Annotated in this window: 12 protein-coding genes; 3 read left to right on the forward strand and 9 right to left on the reverse strand. The window is 40.5% G+C overall.

The window, feature by feature from the left end:
- Positions 1-35: 35 nt before the first annotated feature.
- The gene (locus ACFSJE_RS16760) at positions 36-206 is read right to left on the reverse strand and encodes a hypothetical protein (protein ID WP_379832021.1); all 171 of its coding nucleotides are present in this window, start codon (positions 204-206) and stop codon (positions 36-38) included.
- Positions 207-500: 294 nt separating this feature from the next.
- Here ACFSJE_RS16760 and ACFSJE_RS16765 point away from each other — a divergent pair, with 294 nt between their 5' ends.
- Together ACFSJE_RS16765 and ACFSJE_RS16770 are read left to right on the forward strand one after the other, a co-directional pair.
- The gene (locus tag ACFSJE_RS16765) at positions 501-1,478 is read left to right on the forward strand and encodes an IS110 family transposase (protein ID WP_379832022.1); all 978 of its coding nucleotides are present in this window, start codon (positions 501-503) and stop codon (positions 1,476-1,478) included.
- Positions 1,479-1,934: 456 nt separating this feature from the next.
- The gene (locus ACFSJE_RS16770; RefSeq protein ID WP_379832023.1) at positions 1,935-2,972 is read left to right on the forward strand and encodes a Fic family protein; all 1,038 of its coding nucleotides are present in this window, start codon (positions 1,935-1,937) and stop codon (positions 2,970-2,972) included.
- Between the two features lie 630 nt (positions 2,973-3,602).
- On the opposite strand, the gene ACFSJE_RS16775 is transcribed toward ACFSJE_RS16770, so the two are convergent.
- From ACFSJE_RS16775 to ACFSJE_RS16785, 3 genes are all read right to left on the reverse strand, one after another.
- The gene (locus ACFSJE_RS16775) at positions 3,603-3,773 is read right to left on the reverse strand and encodes a site-specific integrase (protein WP_379832024.1); all 171 of its coding nucleotides are present in this window, start codon (positions 3,771-3,773) and stop codon (positions 3,603-3,605) included.
- A gap of 223 nt (positions 3,774-3,996) precedes the next feature.
- Positions 3,997-4,425 carry a VOC family protein gene (locus tag ACFSJE_RS16780; RefSeq protein ID WP_366590692.1) on the reverse strand — a complete coding sequence of 143 codons (429 nt, stop codon included), beginning with the start codon at positions 4,423-4,425 and terminating at the stop codon, positions 3,997-3,999.
- Positions 4,426-4,454: 29 nt separating this feature from the next.
- Positions 4,455-5,201: a DUF6597 domain-containing transcriptional factor gene (locus tag ACFSJE_RS16785; protein WP_366590693.1), complete on the reverse strand. Its 747-nt coding sequence runs from the start codon at positions 5,199-5,201 to the stop codon at positions 4,455-4,457.
- A 682-nt stretch (positions 5,202-5,883) separates the two neighbouring features.
- Here ACFSJE_RS16785 and ACFSJE_RS16790 point away from each other — a divergent pair.
- A complete protein-coding gene (locus tag ACFSJE_RS16790) occupies positions 5,884-6,642 on the forward strand; it encodes a GntR family transcriptional regulator (RefSeq protein WP_366590695.1) in 759 nt (252 codons plus the stop codon).
- Positions 6,643-6,646: 4 nt separating this feature from the next.
- Here the strand turns inward: ACFSJE_RS16790 and ACFSJE_RS16795 are convergent, their stop codons facing one another.
- From ACFSJE_RS16795 to ACFSJE_RS16815, 5 genes are read right to left on the reverse strand one after another with little or no spacing between them, the layout of a single operon-like run.
- Positions 6,647-7,870, reverse strand: a complete 1,224-nt coding sequence (locus tag ACFSJE_RS16795) for a DUF4185 domain-containing protein (protein WP_379832025.1) — start codon at positions 7,868-7,870, stop codon at positions 6,647-6,649.
- Between the two features lie 27 nt (positions 7,871-7,897).
- On the reverse strand, positions 7,898-9,040 hold the full coding sequence (locus tag ACFSJE_RS16800; RefSeq protein WP_379832026.1) for a DUF4185 domain-containing protein: 1,143 nt from the start codon (positions 9,038-9,040) through the stop codon (positions 7,898-7,900).
- A 34-nt stretch (positions 9,041-9,074) separates the two neighbouring features.
- A complete protein-coding gene (locus ACFSJE_RS16805; RefSeq protein WP_379832027.1) occupies positions 9,075-11,057 on the reverse strand; it encodes a sialate O-acetylesterase in 1,983 nt (660 codons plus the stop codon).
- A gap of 8 nt (positions 11,058-11,065) precedes the next feature.
- A complete protein-coding gene (locus ACFSJE_RS16810) occupies positions 11,066-12,415 on the reverse strand; it encodes a sugar porter family MFS transporter (RefSeq protein ID WP_379832028.1) in 1,350 nt (449 codons plus the stop codon).
- A gap of 14 nt (positions 12,416-12,429) precedes the next feature.
- The gene (locus ACFSJE_RS16815) at positions 12,430-15,117 is read right to left on the reverse strand and encodes an ROK family protein (protein WP_379832029.1); all 2,688 of its coding nucleotides are present in this window, start codon (positions 15,115-15,117) and stop codon (positions 12,430-12,432) included.
- Positions 15,118-15,122 lie beyond the last annotated feature (5 nt).

Genomic DNA, 15,122 nt, shown 5'->3' on the forward strand with positions numbered 1-15,122 from the left:
GTAATATTGTTTAAAAGGTCTTTGGGCACGGCATCCTACCATTGTGATGGATACACAATGATGGGACTTTGCAATAGGTCCATAACGTCAAGGACAAAATCGGATTTGGCCTTTTTAAAAGACTTGGGGACTAGGTTTTGAGCTGGTGTTTTCGCTGGCTCCAGTTCAAAGCCAAAATCCAGTTGCACTACGTTTTGTTTTTCCATGATCTGCGTTTTAAATTAAGTAATAGTGGCAGACCAGTAAACGCAAGGTGAAATTTTAGAGTGGGAAGGAAACGGAATCATTACTTAGCCGTAAGAAATAATATTGTTGGAACAGATAGAGTTCTAACCTTAAATCAACAGTTCCACTTACTGCATTAGCTTTAGAAACTGAATAGAGGAAATCCACTGTTTATATTAAGTACGGTAAGTAATTTGAGCCTAAGCCAGAGAGCATTAAGGGCATAACCCACTAACGATTTAAGCCGCTCAAGGGGAACATCAAAAATATTTTTAATGAGAATGTATGGAATCGACCTGTCCAAAGATAAATTTGACGTAAGCTATGTTGTTGCAGGTGAAGAGAAAAAGAGGATTGTCAGAAATGACTTTAAAGGTATCTGCAACTTTTTGAAACAAGTGGAAGATAGTTGCATCCTGATAGCTGAACATCCTGGAAGCTATGGTGACCTGATGGTTCATCTCTGTTACCATTACCAAATTAAAATAGCATTGGTCCCTGGCTACAACATAAAGCACAGCTTGGGGTTGCAACGGGGAAAGAGCGATTCAAAGGACGCATACCGTATCAGGAAATATGGTGAGAGGTTCGTGGAAGAATTACGCTTTATGGAACCAAGGTCGGAATCGGTCAAAGAACTTAAGGAACTTTACAGTTTGTGGGAACAGTTGTCAAAGAGCAGGACATCACTTTTGTTGGGACAGAAAACAAGAAAGCACAGTCCTTCCCATAGCATTATGGCCCATAGAAGCTATCAGAGAGCGATAGCTTATCTGGAAAATGAAATTGATGCCATCGAAAAGGAAATTGAAAAAATCGTTCAGAACGATTCCGATTTAAATGATAACTACAAGCTTATTACCAGTATCAAAGGTATTGGTACTGTAATTGCAAACAATCTGATCATCAAAACGGAAAATTTCAAAGGTATCAATACAGCCAAAAAGGCTGCTGCCTTTGCCGGGGTATGCCCGTATCCCAATTCGTCCGGGAAAATATCTATGACGTCCAAGACCAGCCATATGGCCGACAAAAAGCTGAAATCTCTGTTGTTCCTTGCTGCCAAGAAAGCCGTGACACACAATAAAGAGTATAGTCTATATGCAGAACGAAAAAAACTGGAGGGAAAACCCTATTTCTTGATTATGAACAATGTATCCAATAAAATGCTCAGAACTGTCTATGGTGTAATCCAGAGTCGAAAACCATATGACATGAACCATATTTGTAATGACCCAAGGCAATTGAACTGAAATATTCAGGATTTTATTTGGTTTTTAATAGAGTATATAAACAGTGACAAGTTGGAACGGCTTTATGCCGTCCCTTGTCCGAGTAAAGATTGCGAGCTTAACTTTCGGGAATATTGGTAAGAAAAAATATATCTGATTAGATTTTTGGAAGTTTCTGGGTTAAATCCCATATCAGTATTTTGTCCAGGATATGATACTTCTTCAGCGACTTCAAAGTTTTTAATAGAATAAAACCAACTAAATACCATTTCTCCAATACTTTTATTGCAATAGCATATTTCTGACAGTGCCAGTTAAACTTGAATTTTGAAGCTTAAATTCTTTTCGAATCGTATCAATTTCGTGTATTTTCGTATCATAACGTATCATTTATACTATATCCATTATCGTATCAATTTCGTATATAATCGTATCATAACGTATCATATATAAATTGATTTTCTTAGTTTTGTAGGCATGAACAACGTACATACACTTAAAGTTTCATTGGATTGGAAACTTTTATCGGTCATCAGTAAAATAGATAGGTTCGATGCTGAATGGACTTTGATTGAAAAGAAGGAAGGCCAAAGCCTGAAACAATTAAAAGCTATCGCCACAGTACGCAGTGTTGGGGCATCTACAAGAATTGAAGGTTCCAAAATGAGCGACGAGGAGGTTGATGTTTTCCTAAAAAATCTGTCCATTGAAAAAATAGAGGATAGGGATACCCAAGAAGTTGCTGGATACTTTGAAGTACTGGACCTCATTTCTGAATCCTTTGCCGATATTGACATTACTGAAAATTCCCTTAAAAATCTACACAACCAACTCTTGAAGTATAGTGAGAAAGACAAATGGCATAAAGGTGATTACAAACAACACAGCAATAGCGTGGAAGCAACCTTTCCTGGTGGCGCAAAACAAATCATTTTTGAAACCACACCACCAGGTATTGAGACTGAAGATGCGGTACGGAAATTGATCGAATGGTTTAAGGACGATACTGAAATCCACCCACTTGTCAAGTCTGCCATTTTTTGCTATGACTTTGTCAGCATTCATCCCTTTCAGGATGGCAATGGCAGATTAAGCAGGTTACTTTCAACATTACTGCTCCTAAAGTATGGTTATAAATGGATCCAATATGTAAGTTTTGAACATGAGATAGAACATAGAAAAGCGGAGTATTATCAGGAATTAAGAAAATGTCAGGCACAAAGACCTAATGAGGATGTAACCACTTGGTTATATTTCTTCTTTGACGCCTTATTGAACATACAACAACAATTGATGGACAAGTTGACTGTTGAAGGTGTTGAATCCAGCTTGTCACCAAAAGAAAAATCCATTCTCGTTTTTATTACAGACCATCCCGGAACAAAATCAGGAGAAATTGCAAAAAAACTTGACATACCTAATCCAACAGTGAAAAGAATATTATCCGAATTAGTAGACAAAAATCTTATCGAAAAATTTGGATCAGGTCCAGGTACCAATTATAGCCTAAAATAGTCGGTTAATTTGGTTCATTTAACTTCTGAACTGGACATTCTTCAAAATATAGGATGTACAATTGCCGCAATAAGTCAGGGATAGAATATCTTTGCCGCTACTTTTACCCAAATCAATTGGGTACCCTAAAAAACTATAGTTTCGTACTATCCCATGGATTGAATCGAAACCCTACAAAAAAGTGATATGCAAATTTTGTCAATATTTGCGACATTTTTTAATGCTATTTCTTGACATGATGTAAAATATTATTTACAATTACATCTAAACATGTAAAAAGTATTTTACGTTATTAAAAACCACACAATTAATTACATTAAAATAGTATCAAGCATCACTATCCATTGAAAACTTCCTCAATAGAGCCATAAATTTCCATTCTTTAAAGTTGAACCCATATTTTCCAAAAAACCTTATCCAAATTCTATACTTCCATTAGATAAATAAGATTGCCCATTATCTAAGTACAAACTTACCCCCCCAGCATTTCTCTCGACCTCTTTACTTTTAAAACGAATCGAAAGATTATCGATATCCTCAATTATCTTGGACTCCACTACCCTGGTGTAAATTTGTGCAGTGGAAAGTTTGGTATGTCTCAGGAGTTTGGACACCGTTTCAATGGGGACATTAATTGGAGAGCATCACTGTAGTTGCAAAAGTATGTCTGGCCACATGGAAGGTCAGGTTTTTATCAATACCACATTCATTTGAAATTTCCTTTAGATAGGCATTGGTCTTTTGGTTCGAACTGATGGGGAAAAACCCTTCATTTGGGCCACCCAGCTCATATTTTTCCAAGATCGCCCGTGCCTGGGGGATCAGTCGTCAAGTATGAACAGGTCCTGCTTTTCAAGTTTGGCTATGGTGCCTTTGGCACATTTCTGCCAACGGTTTTGTGGATGAGCAGTAGCAGATTTATGCAGCCACTTTTAGGTTTACTATGTATTTTAATTTAATGATAGAGCAGTTCAGGTTAGAACCCAAACCACTACTTCTTATACACATTGTTGGATGCCGTTTTCTATTTTTCTGAAATTTTTTCTGCAAATCCAAGTATGTAACCGTTATTGTCCTTTAGGTAAAATTCACGCATTCCGTACCAAGCTGTTTTCAGCTCGGTCGGGTTCAAGCCTTTGCCCTTTATTAGCTCGTAAAAACCGTCAATTCCGTCAACTTCAATATAGAAGGAAACACTGGCTGCTATAGGAAGTTCCTTTGCAAAAAGTACATCTCTTTTGAAACTTTCCGTTCTTTGAAACATAATTTCCACATTGTCTTTGTTTACCAAAGCATAGACATATTCTTTATCATTAGCAAATGATTGTTCAATTCCGTCCTGTGTTTCGGGCACTGCCATTATTAATGAAAACCCTAAAGCTGTTTGATAAAATTCTACAGTTTTTCTAATGTTTTTTACTTCAAAATTGGGCGTTAATTTGTTTGCTTTCATTTCTCTGTTTTTTAATTGAATGGACAAATTTACGTTGCCTGAATGGTGGTCAATTGTAAAAATCGGTCGTTTTTGTTCAAGTACAGATTTGTTGGTGTCGACCCTGTTATTTGCTTTACTTGCTTGATAAAATGAGCTTGGTCGTAATAATTATTCTCAGGAAAAAGTTTGCCGCTCGCAATGTGTTTTAGCGAAGAATGGCATTTTAGGATATTGCAAAATATTTTGAGCGAAAAACCGAAACGACTGTTAAAATATCTGTTGATTTGTCGACTGCTCCAAAAAACACTTTCCGAAAGCTCTTGAACAGAAATTTCGCCTTTTCGTTCATAAAGAATCTTGAAAAGCTCAAATTTTCTGTTGTCGATTTCTTTCAGGTTTTTAAGTCCGCATTGAAGTTTCTCGTTTATCGAATCCGTAAATTTCTCAAAATCGTAAAAGTCAAAATTTTCGAAGCCAAACAGAGTTAATGGTAGTTCAGTCTTTGTGTTTTTAATTTCTTTGATTGACTGTTTAAAAACATACTCGGCAGAAATCAGTTTGAAGCGAACACCAATCAGTTTGGTGTTTTTTGGTATGGAAATTTTGATTTGTTTTGTCCAAACCCCTGTCAGTGAAACGTTGGTTATTTGTCCATTTTTGATTTCAAATATCAGGTCGAAAAATCCGTCTGGAAGTATTTCGTGGTTACATTCATTTTCGCAAGTTTCAAACTCCCAAAAGCTCTTTATGAAGTTGGAAATAAATCCTTTGTTATGTTTTTCTTGGTAGTTCACTCGTTTTTTCAAATGGCACACAACCACCCATGGTTAAAGCGAGTGGTTAAAAATGATTTCATCTTGTTCCCTCGTGGAGCCTTTAGCCATTTGCGCTTAACCGGAGTTGGCAGATGTCTGTTTCTTGGTTGTGATCCACGGCGGATTGGTTACAGGGTTTGAATTTACGAAAAGTTGGATTGGGTTCAGTGCAGGTGTTTGTATGCATGGGAGGGAGGAATGAGCAAACAAGACAACGTTTTGGTCCTCAAAAAGTTTTAGTTGCGGTGCCATTGGCACACTTCTGCCAACTATTGGATATCCGAATAACACCGGATACCCTATTAATGAATATTAAAAATTAGTACTTTTTATTTCTAAATCGACATATTCACAATGGATTAAAGTAATAAAGTGATGAAAGCTTTTGTACCATATAAATTATTAGGATTATAATTAAAGAACAAGTTTGTTATGGTAACTATCTTGAAAAAGCTGGATATGGAATACCACCCTACCGGTTGGTTAAAATTGAGGCTGGAAAAAGAATCACTTAACAATTTAACAACAACTTTCTGAATTAAAATCAGCGGTGGCTCAAACCACTAGTTTTAAATTATTCTCTGTATACAATCATTCCAGTTTGGTCTATCATATTATCAATATTTTCAAATTTTTGACACAAATTTTATAAGTTTGCTTAATGTCTCAACAAAAGAACATACTTAACCTTAAGTCCCTTAGCATCGATCACGATAGTCCAGTACCCCTGCATCTACAGGTTGAGGAAATCCTTCGTGATATGATAAACGACCCAGATTACCAAAATGGCAAGTTTTTACCTAAGGAAGTTGACCTATCCAAACGACTTGGGATTTCCAGGAATACCATTCGGCAGGCCACCAATAGGTTGGTTCAAGAAAAGCTGTTGATAAGAAAAAAAGGGGTTGGCACCAAAGTGGCAAAAAAGCAGGTCGAAACCAAGCTATCCAATTGGGTTAGTTTTAGCCAAGAAATGCACGCTCAAGGGATTAACTTTAGAAATTACGAAATCAAGGTTTCCCAAATCAAAGTAAGCGCGGAAGTTTCGGAACAATTGGAAGTAAAGGAGGGGCAGGAACTTTTCAGATTAGAAAGACTTCGTGGTTTGGACAACGGTCCTTTTGTATACTTCGTGAGTTATTTTCACCCAAGAATAGGCATTACAGGAAATGAGGATTTTGAACGTCATCTCTACGATATCTTGGAACATGAATATCATACCATCCCTGTTCTTTCCAGAGAACAAATAAGCGCTATTTTAGCCAATAAGTTTCTTGCGGAGAAATTGGGAGTTCCGGTAAATTCGGCCATTCTACAAAGAAAACGGGTAGTCTACGACCCTGGCAATAGACCTATAGAATACAACATAGGTTATTACCGGGCCGATCAATTCACTTATAGTATAGACATTAAACGTTAAGCCACTATTCCAAAGAGATTTCAAGGAACCGTGGTCTGTATAGATTGGGGTCCTTTAAAATATCTGCCCAAAAATCAAATGAATTCACATTATAGCTTGCTAAAAGAGTACTAGGTTCAGATAGGTGCGGGTAAGCCTTGGCGTTATATGTGAAATAGGTTTTATGGGTATCATTCTCAGTGGTCAAATACACTATTTCAGGCTCCTCAAATGGCCCAACGAGGGACTCGCCAATTTGTATGGCCACCTCAGGTCCCATGGTAAAACGTTGGTAGGTCAATACAATTCTGCCATCAGATAAAGGGGATACGCTCATTTCATTGGAAACATCCTTGGCTATCATAGTCGCTTCTTCCATTTCTGTCACCCAATCTTGACCGTTCCAAAATTTCCAATAATCAAACTTTGTCAAATACTCGGGCAATACCCTTGCGACCAACAGGCCCTTGGTACCTTCCTCGTTGGACACCGCATATGTATAGATATGGCCATCGGGGTCTGGAGCTCCCGCTGATTCCGTGTTCACATAAATGGCACTGCCAAATGAAGTTTGGGTTGCTGAATCAAAAAATGGAGTCTCCAATTGGGTATGATCTAAATACGGAGGGGTACTGTTCTTGGGTATTTGCAATAGATTTACTCCAACTTGTTCAAAATTAAAACCTCCTATACCCGTGGTATCCTTTTCCCGAACCGGGTAAGCAAAAACATAAAGGTTTTCATCCCCCTCTGTGTTTACAAATCCATCTCCCAACCAATAATAATCATGTGGTCTGGAGTTTGGTGTGTTGGGCTCAAAAAGTGCTTTGGCCTGTTGACCCTCGCTTTCCTTCCAATGGAACGTAATATTATCTGCATTTGGTTCTTTGCCTTTCAGGATTCCCACGGAGTTATTGATCATTAAAAAATCTTCCGGCTGTAAGCTTTGCCCATCATGATGCCCGATCATGGTGTCCCCAAAAGTAAAAAGTGTGACCGTGCTATCTGTTGCGGCAACAAATTCTTTGCCATCCATAGGAATTCCAAAAATGCCATCTCCCCCAAACCATCCTTCATTTTTAATAAAGAGCTGGCTCCATTTAGGGGATGTTACAGCAACAATAGTCTCTGGTTCCTCATTATTATCCGCTATTGGTGTTTCTTTTGTTTTGTCTTTGCAGCCTACACTCGTCATGACAATTGACAAAATACTTACCCTAATTGTCATTCCATTTATACAGTTTTTCATATGTTTTTTTTTAAGTCCAGTACTCGTTTACTTATATTTTACTTTTATAAATCTAGGGTGATATATACTCGCGTCTTTTTGAATATCTTCCCAAAAGTTTAGCGTAATTGTATTGTAACTGATCAACAGTTCCCCGGGTTTTGATAAATGATAATGCGCTTTTGCGTTGTACGGGAAAAGTCCTTTTTCCTTGTATTCCGGGCAAGTATACACCTCATGGATTTCACCAAAGGGCCCCACAGGACTTGTCCCCACACGTATACCTACCTTATCGGAAAGGCCCAAAACCGTAAACGTGAGTAAAAAATTGCCGTCTTCTGTTGGAGTTACGCTGAGTTCGTTGGAAACCGCATTTGTTATTTCCGCGACCTCTTCCTTTTGCACCACCCATTCCCTACCGTTCCAGAAACGCCATTGGTCAACATTTTCAACATTTTCAGGTAGTACCCTTGCGGCTATCAAGGACTTTTGCCGTTCCATGATACCATAGATGTAAACATATCCATCTGGGTTTGGGGCATTGGCTTGTTTAGTGTTCACGAAAAGTCCGCTACCGAAATATACCCGCCCTTCTGTTGGGTGTACAAACCCTAAATCGGTTGCGATTTGAGTTGACTTGGAGATTCCCTCTTTGGTAGGGTCATCAACTTTCAACAATGTTATGTTGGTCTGTTCAAAATCAAAAACATTAGGACCGGTTTTATGTACATGATAGGCAAATAGGTAGAGCGCATTGTCCTTATGATGGTTTATAAACCCATCCCCCAACCAGAAATACTCATTGGCTTTGGCATTTCTATTATTTGGAACAAAATAGGATGTTGGCTTCCCATCACAATCCAAATTGTACTCAAAATCAATGGCCGATTTCTTTGGTTCCTGCCCCTTCATCCATGCGGTGGTATTGTTCACCATAACATTACCTGGGTTTGGCACATTGTTTACAACCTCCCCAATATAGGTGTCGCTAAAAATAAAGAGGGTCTCTTTTTCTCCATCTCCTTGATTTTCCACACCATCTAAAGGAATGGTAAATATCCCATCTGCCCCAAACCAACCCGAGGTACGCTCCATTAACGCTGTCCATTCGGGGGCCGGCACTGCCTGAAAGTCATATGAACCGATATCCTGCACCGACTTTTCTTGCGCCGAAATCTGATTAGTGGACAAAAATAATACAATTAGAAAGCTTCCTATTTTATATTTAAAATGCATGGGGATCGTATTGATATGTTTTCTTGGAAGTGCCCAACTCAAAATTATCGGTTCGGAAAGGAAACGCGGGCAGTCCTTCTGCATTTGTCAAGTCCAATTGTCCGGGATTATCAGACCAAGCGTACCTTACATACTTTGGATTTTTGATATTTTCATGGTACACCTTTACCGTGTTCGTAGTTACCAACTCTGCTTTAGCCCATTTGAACTCGCCATTCTTCCCAGCTATGGCAAAGCCCCTTAAATAGCCATACCTGTCCTTACTAACCAATTTACCTCCATGGGTCTCAAACTCGACCAAAATGGATGTATCGTTTAGACTATGGGATTTGTAAACAGGGCCTTTTTTAAGTATGTCCCCATAATTGTAATGTTTGGCCAACAATGCCAATCTTCTTCCTACTTCTTTTTTATTATAAGGGTGGATGTCATTGGCCTCACCAATATCTATGGCAGTAACAATGTCAACATTTTCTAAAGCAGTAGCTTTCATTTGGGACTCGCGGAGTTCTGCCCAGTTACTATTTGTAGGTGTCTTATCCTCTTGTCGGTAATTGGCCAATTGAACTACCAAAAAAGACATTTTGGGATGGTTCCATTTTTCTCGCCAATCTTGGATCATAGCTGGCAGCAAAGAACCATATTCCACTGCTCTGGACGCATTGGATTCTCCTTGATACCAAATTACCCCTGCTATGGGCAATTTATGTAAAGGAGCTATACTGGCATTGTACAAGAGCATGGGGTGCGAGAATGGACTGCCATTGGACACTTCAGGTTGCGGAAACCGATTACTGTCTATACTCACTCCTTTTTTGTACTTCCAAGTTCCGTTGAGGATGGAATTGCCCCAAAAGGCATTGGTGTAGATTCCTCCCTTCCCGCCAACATCAAAAACACGTACGGTGAGTATATTTCCCTTTTCCCGAAGAATGTCTTTGGATGCGGAATAATTCCTGAAATTACTTTTCCCAAAGGACTCCCCTATTTGCACCCCGTTGACCCAAACCCTGTCGTAGTCATCAATTTGGTTGAGTACTATGTTGAAATCACTTTCCATTTGAACGGAGTCCAAATCAAAGGTTCGCTTAAACCACATGCTGCCGTCATGTGAAGCGTACCCAAAATCATTCCAGAAAGCGGGCAAGGTACATTCTTCCCAATTGGAATAATCATACCCTTCCTCGTACCATTTTCCCTCAATTCCAGGTCCTTTTAAATAATATTTATCATCCCATTTCTTTCTGAACTTTTCAAATTCAGTATCCAGGGTTTTAAAACTTTTGTTGATTTTACCCACCTTCTGTGTAACCTCATCAAACTGCGGAAATGTCTTGAGAACGTCCATACCCATCCAGGTTTCTATGGCCGTAGCTCCCAAATTACTACTGATGAGACCTATGGGAACTTCTTGTTCCCTAGCTAGGTTTTTCCCGAAAAAGTATCCAACGGCGCTAAAGTTCCGGGCGGTTTCCTTGGACACTTCCTGCCATACGGCATTGGGTACATCCTTTCTTGGAAGATAATCCCGGTCTACCCATACCGAGCACAACCGAAGGTTGGGAGAATCATAGTTGTCATCCGGGGTTTCCTTATACCGCAGCATGTTCAGGGTGTACTGCATATTGGATTGCCCTGCACATAACCATAGGTCACCGACCAATAGGTTGTCCAATGTCAATTCCCTCCCTTGATCATCTTCAATTTGGAGAACGAAAGGTCCTCCGGCAGCCATGGGTTGCAGATTCACTTTCCAAACTCCATTTTTATCCGCTTTTGCCGTATGGCTTTGACTTCCAATGGTAATGGTCAATGTAGTCCTTGGCTCTGCCTTCCCTTCAAGAGGAATTTGCTTATTCCTTGGCACTACCATATGGGAAGAAAAAATGGGAGGCAACTCTATCTGCCCGCACACCAACATGGGTACAAGTACTATAAAGGAACATAAGAGCTTTAAAGCTATTTTCTTCATGATTAGATTTATTTTTTCCATCCCATTTCAATTTCTTCCAAGGTCTTGCCCTTGGTCTCTGGAATCATCCTATACGTAAACACCCATAGGAAAATGGCATTTAACATAAACAACCAAAATGTATAGGAGGATCCAAGGTCACTCAATAATACGGGAGTGAATTGTGATATTAGCATAACCCCTACCCATAAGACCATTATACATATGGACATGGCCGCTCCCCGTACTTTTGTTGGAAAAATTTCAGAAATCAACACCCACGGAATAGGTCCTAAGGAAGAGGCAAAGCAAGCCACAAATCCCAAGATGAAAATCAGCAGCCAAGGTCCTTCAAGGGCATCGAAATGATATAAGGACCCAATGACCAACAGGCAAACGATCATTCCCAAAATTCCCCATAACAATAGTTTTTTCCGACCTGCCTTATCAATATACTTAATGGCCACAAAGGTGAAGATTGAATTGATCACTCCTATCAGAACGGTCTGCATAAGGGCTGAATCCACACCAAAACCAGCAGATTTCAATATTTCAGGGGCGTAATACATGATGGCGTTGATACCTGTAATCTGTGAAAAAAGAGCCAATACCACCCCAATAATGATTGCAGTACGGAACCCTTTTTCAAAGAGTTCGGATAATTTGCCTTTTTCTTGCTGCAACGCTTTTTGGATGCCTTGATGGATTTCTGTGGCTTTCTCCTTCGGATTCAGTTTTTCCAGAATGTGAAGGGCCGCCGCATTGTTCCCGTTCTTGGATAACCACCGAGGGCTCTCGGGAACCAAGAACAGGGCACCCAAAAACAATAGGGCTGGCAAAGCCTCTGACCCCAACATATAACGCCATCCATATGCAATGTTCCAAGCTTCATCCCCTGCCTGTGCCACCAAATAATTGCAGAAATACACAATAATTATCCCCAACACTATCCCTAATTGATATAGGGAGACCAGAGACCCTCTTTTTTCCGCCGGAGAAATCTCAGATATATACAATGGCGAAAGCATGGAAGCAGCGCCAACACCTACACCCCCAATAATCCGCGCAATGACCAAAAGTGTAAAACTTGGGGCCAACATACAACCAATGGCCGATATGGCGAACAGCAAAGCTGTTATGATCAGGGCCTTTTTCCGGCCGATCCGGTCGGCCACATACCCAGCGGTCAGCGCGCCTAAGATGCAACCCAAAATGGCACTGGATACGGCCCAACCTTTTAGTGAAGGGGTCAAGGAAAACTTGGTTTCCATAAAACCAATGGCTCCCGAAATCACGGCTGTGTCGTAACCAAACAAAAATCCCCCCAATGCTCCAATGGCGGTAATCTTAAAAAGGTAGCTGTTCTTTTGTGCTTCCATGCTTTTATCAATGATTAAAATCCGGTTTTACAGAATTCTGGTTTTACATTGGATTGGATCACTTTTGCCTCTCCCTCACCCAAATTTTCAATCTTGTAACGTCCTACCGCGGCAGGGACCACAAAGGTTTCGGCGTAGTGGATGTCCATACTCCTGTTTTTAGCCACCACCCGTATTTTAGTGCCTTCCACCAAATTGAGGATGTGGCATTGTTCTTCTGTATCAATGATCATTTCGTCAGTGAACTCAAATCTATGGATTTCATAAAAATGCTTTGGGTGGGTGGGTAACTTTACCTTCTTCCAATGATTACCGGATTGTACCACTCGTGGTTTGGAAATGTATTCTGCTTCTACCCTATCTCCCTGACATTCCATATTCAGGTTGGCCACACCGCGTTCAATATTCAATGGCCTTGGTTTTCCATCCAGGTCCATGCGCATCCAATCATACATCTTAAACGTAAAGATGTAAGGAGTACTGCTAATTTCCAAAACCAAGTTCCCTATACCGGAACAATGCACGGTTCCATTTGGAATAAGAAAAAGGTCATGTTTTTTGGCATCGAACGTTTGCACATAATTCTCCACCGGCATGGGCTTTGCTTGGGCATGGCTCTGCTCCAAGGCCTCTTGGAATTCCTCTTTTTGCACCCCTTCCTTAAAGCCGAGATACACCTGGGCACCGGCGTCGGCATCCAAAATATAATAGGTTTCATCTTGGGTAAAGTTTTCCCCAAAATTTTCCCGCATGTATTCCAAGGTGGGATGGCATTGTACGGATAGGTTCTGTCCATTCACGGTATCCAGATAATCGAACCGTATGGGAAAATCCGTTCCAAAAATATCTGCAGCTTTGCCCAAAATGGCCTGATTATCCTGGAACATCAAAAAATCAAAGGAAACCTCCAACCGTGCACCGTTCTTTGAAATCACAATCCCATTTTCTGGTGCAATGAGTTCAAAAGACCATGCATAGTTGGGCACATTCTGTGCCAAGCCATCAAATTTTTCCTTCATCCAATCCCCTCCCCAAATCCCGGGTGAGAACCAAGGTCTTGGCCTAAAGGCATGGGCAGACATTTCCTGAAGTGCTGTTCGCAAGGTATCTCCCGAACACCATGAGACATCACCTTCAAACTGCCCGTCCACAACATAGTCCATATCCTTCAGCAATTGGTATTTATGTCTGTTCAAGACTGGCCAATCAATAAAGTACATGCGCTTGTATTGATGTTTTTTATCAGCCACCATAATATTGCCCAAATTGGTAACCTGCCCTGCCCTGGAACGAAATTGTATCTCATTTTTTGGAATATCCATATAAATCACGGTTCCTTTCCAACCACTCAAGGCTGCCCCAGGCCCATAGATAATATTTAGGACACCCTCCTCCGGTTTGATGGATTGCAATTTTTCCTTATCGAAAAAATCCTTTAAATCTCCGGGAAATATCTTTCCAAAAACAGGGTCGTCGCCTCCCAAATAGGGAGCCACCATCTCTTCTATGACCGAAACCTCCTTGTACGCAGAAGCCATAGCATAATTGATATGCTTTACATTTCTTTTTTGGAGTTCACTGGACAAACGGGCCATAAATTCTTCCCAGTATCCCCCCATATAACCGTCTATGAGAACACATCCTGTTTTGGGAAGTTCATCCACGAGGCTCTCCACGCCCATGGAAACAGTCCCCGTAGAAATCTCAAAAGAGGGGTACACCATATAGCCTTCACCTGTTCTTGACCCATCTGCCTGCATTGGCATCACATACTGCTCCGTGTTTCTTTTTGTGCTCAATTTATTCTGTTTAATGGTTAAATGTATGACGGCACCTAAAATGGCCGCATGGGCCGTGCCTTTTGTAATATGAATATTGGGGAGGACGGGGAAACAAGCTTCAAAAGCTTCGTTGAAAAGGTGATAGCTCTTGGATATGCTTCCTCCAATAACAAGGGCATCTGGTTTGAACACTTCCGAAAGAGAAGTCATTACTTCACCCAAATGCTGTCCGTATTGTTCAAAAATTTCCTTGGCCTTTTCCAAAGTTTCCGCATGCTCGGCAATTTCCTTCACATTGCCCACAGTGATGCCCGTGGTCTTGGTAAAAGTTTCCAAAAACCATTGGGTGGAAATCCAATCCTCCACTCTCTTGTTTTTAAAGGGAAGGTTATAAATATTGCCTTCATTGGGTATGTTGGCATGTTCGGTGACCACATTTCCATCAATGACAAAGCCCGAGCCTATTCCGGTTCCCAAGGTTACCCCCAAAACCTTTCCCTTATCGAGATTGTTGGTATAGGTCTCCCCTAGAACAAAACTGTCCGCATCGTTGATAAAGGCAATACTTTCTGGAGAGGGCAAGGCATCCTGTAAGTGAGTCCACAGAAAGAGTTTCAGGTTGACCCCAAACAGTGCGTCGTATTTGTTGAGTCCACGGATATGGGAAACCCCATTGGCATAGTCAAATGGACCGGGTACGGACAGACCAATGCCCTTTATGGGTTTTTTGAACTTTTGAATGGAATCCCTTATGGCAGAAAGCAATTGGTCCAAAAAATCCTGAGCCGGTAGATTACCGTCCACAGGATAACGTTCCACCGTTTCCATGAGCAATCCCATTTGCGATGCATCCACCATACCAAGGGCAAAATGGCTACCTCCTATATCAATCCCCAGATAATATTTGTTTTGGTCCTGCATGGACT

This window comes from Flagellimonas iocasae (assembly GCF_042682725.1).
In the GTDB taxonomy this organism is placed as follows: domain Bacteria; phylum Bacteroidota; class Bacteroidia; order Flavobacteriales; family Flavobacteriaceae; genus Flagellimonas; species Flagellimonas iocasae.

What these genes read in the sequence shown, in the direction of transcription:
- ACFSJE_RS16760 (WP_379832021.1), bottom strand. Translation starts at nt 206, where the DNA reads ATGGAAAAACAAAACGTAGTGCAACTGGATTTTGGCTTTGAACTGGAG.
- ACFSJE_RS16765 (WP_379832022.1), top strand. Translation starts at nt 501, where the DNA reads ATGAGAATGTATGGAATCGACCTGTCCAAAGATAAATTTGACGTAAGC.
- ACFSJE_RS16810 (WP_379832028.1), bottom strand. Translation starts at nt 12,415, where the DNA reads ATGGAAGCACAAAAGAACAGCTACCTTTTTAAGATTACCGCCATTGGA.
- ACFSJE_RS16815 (WP_379832029.1), bottom strand. Translation starts at nt 15,117, where the DNA reads ATGCAGGACCAAAACAAATATTATCTGGGGATTGATATAGGAGGTAGC.
- ACFSJE_RS16790 (WP_366590695.1), top strand. Translation starts at nt 5,884, where the DNA reads ATGTCTCAACAAAAGAACATACTTAACCTTAAGTCCCTTAGCATCGAT.
- ACFSJE_RS16795 (WP_379832025.1), bottom strand. Translation starts at nt 7,870, where the DNA reads ATGAAAAACTGTATAAATGGAATGACAATTAGGGTAAGTATTTTGTCA.
- ACFSJE_RS16780 (WP_366590692.1), bottom strand. Translation starts at nt 4,425, where the DNA reads ATGAAAGCAAACAAATTAACGCCCAATTTTGAAGTAAAAAACATTAGA.
- ACFSJE_RS16770 (WP_379832023.1), top strand. Translation starts at nt 1,935, where the DNA reads ATGAACAACGTACATACACTTAAAGTTTCATTGGATTGGAAACTTTTA.
- ACFSJE_RS16805 (WP_379832027.1), bottom strand. Translation starts at nt 11,057, where the DNA reads ATGAAGAAAATAGCTTTAAAGCTCTTATGTTCCTTTATAGTACTTGTA.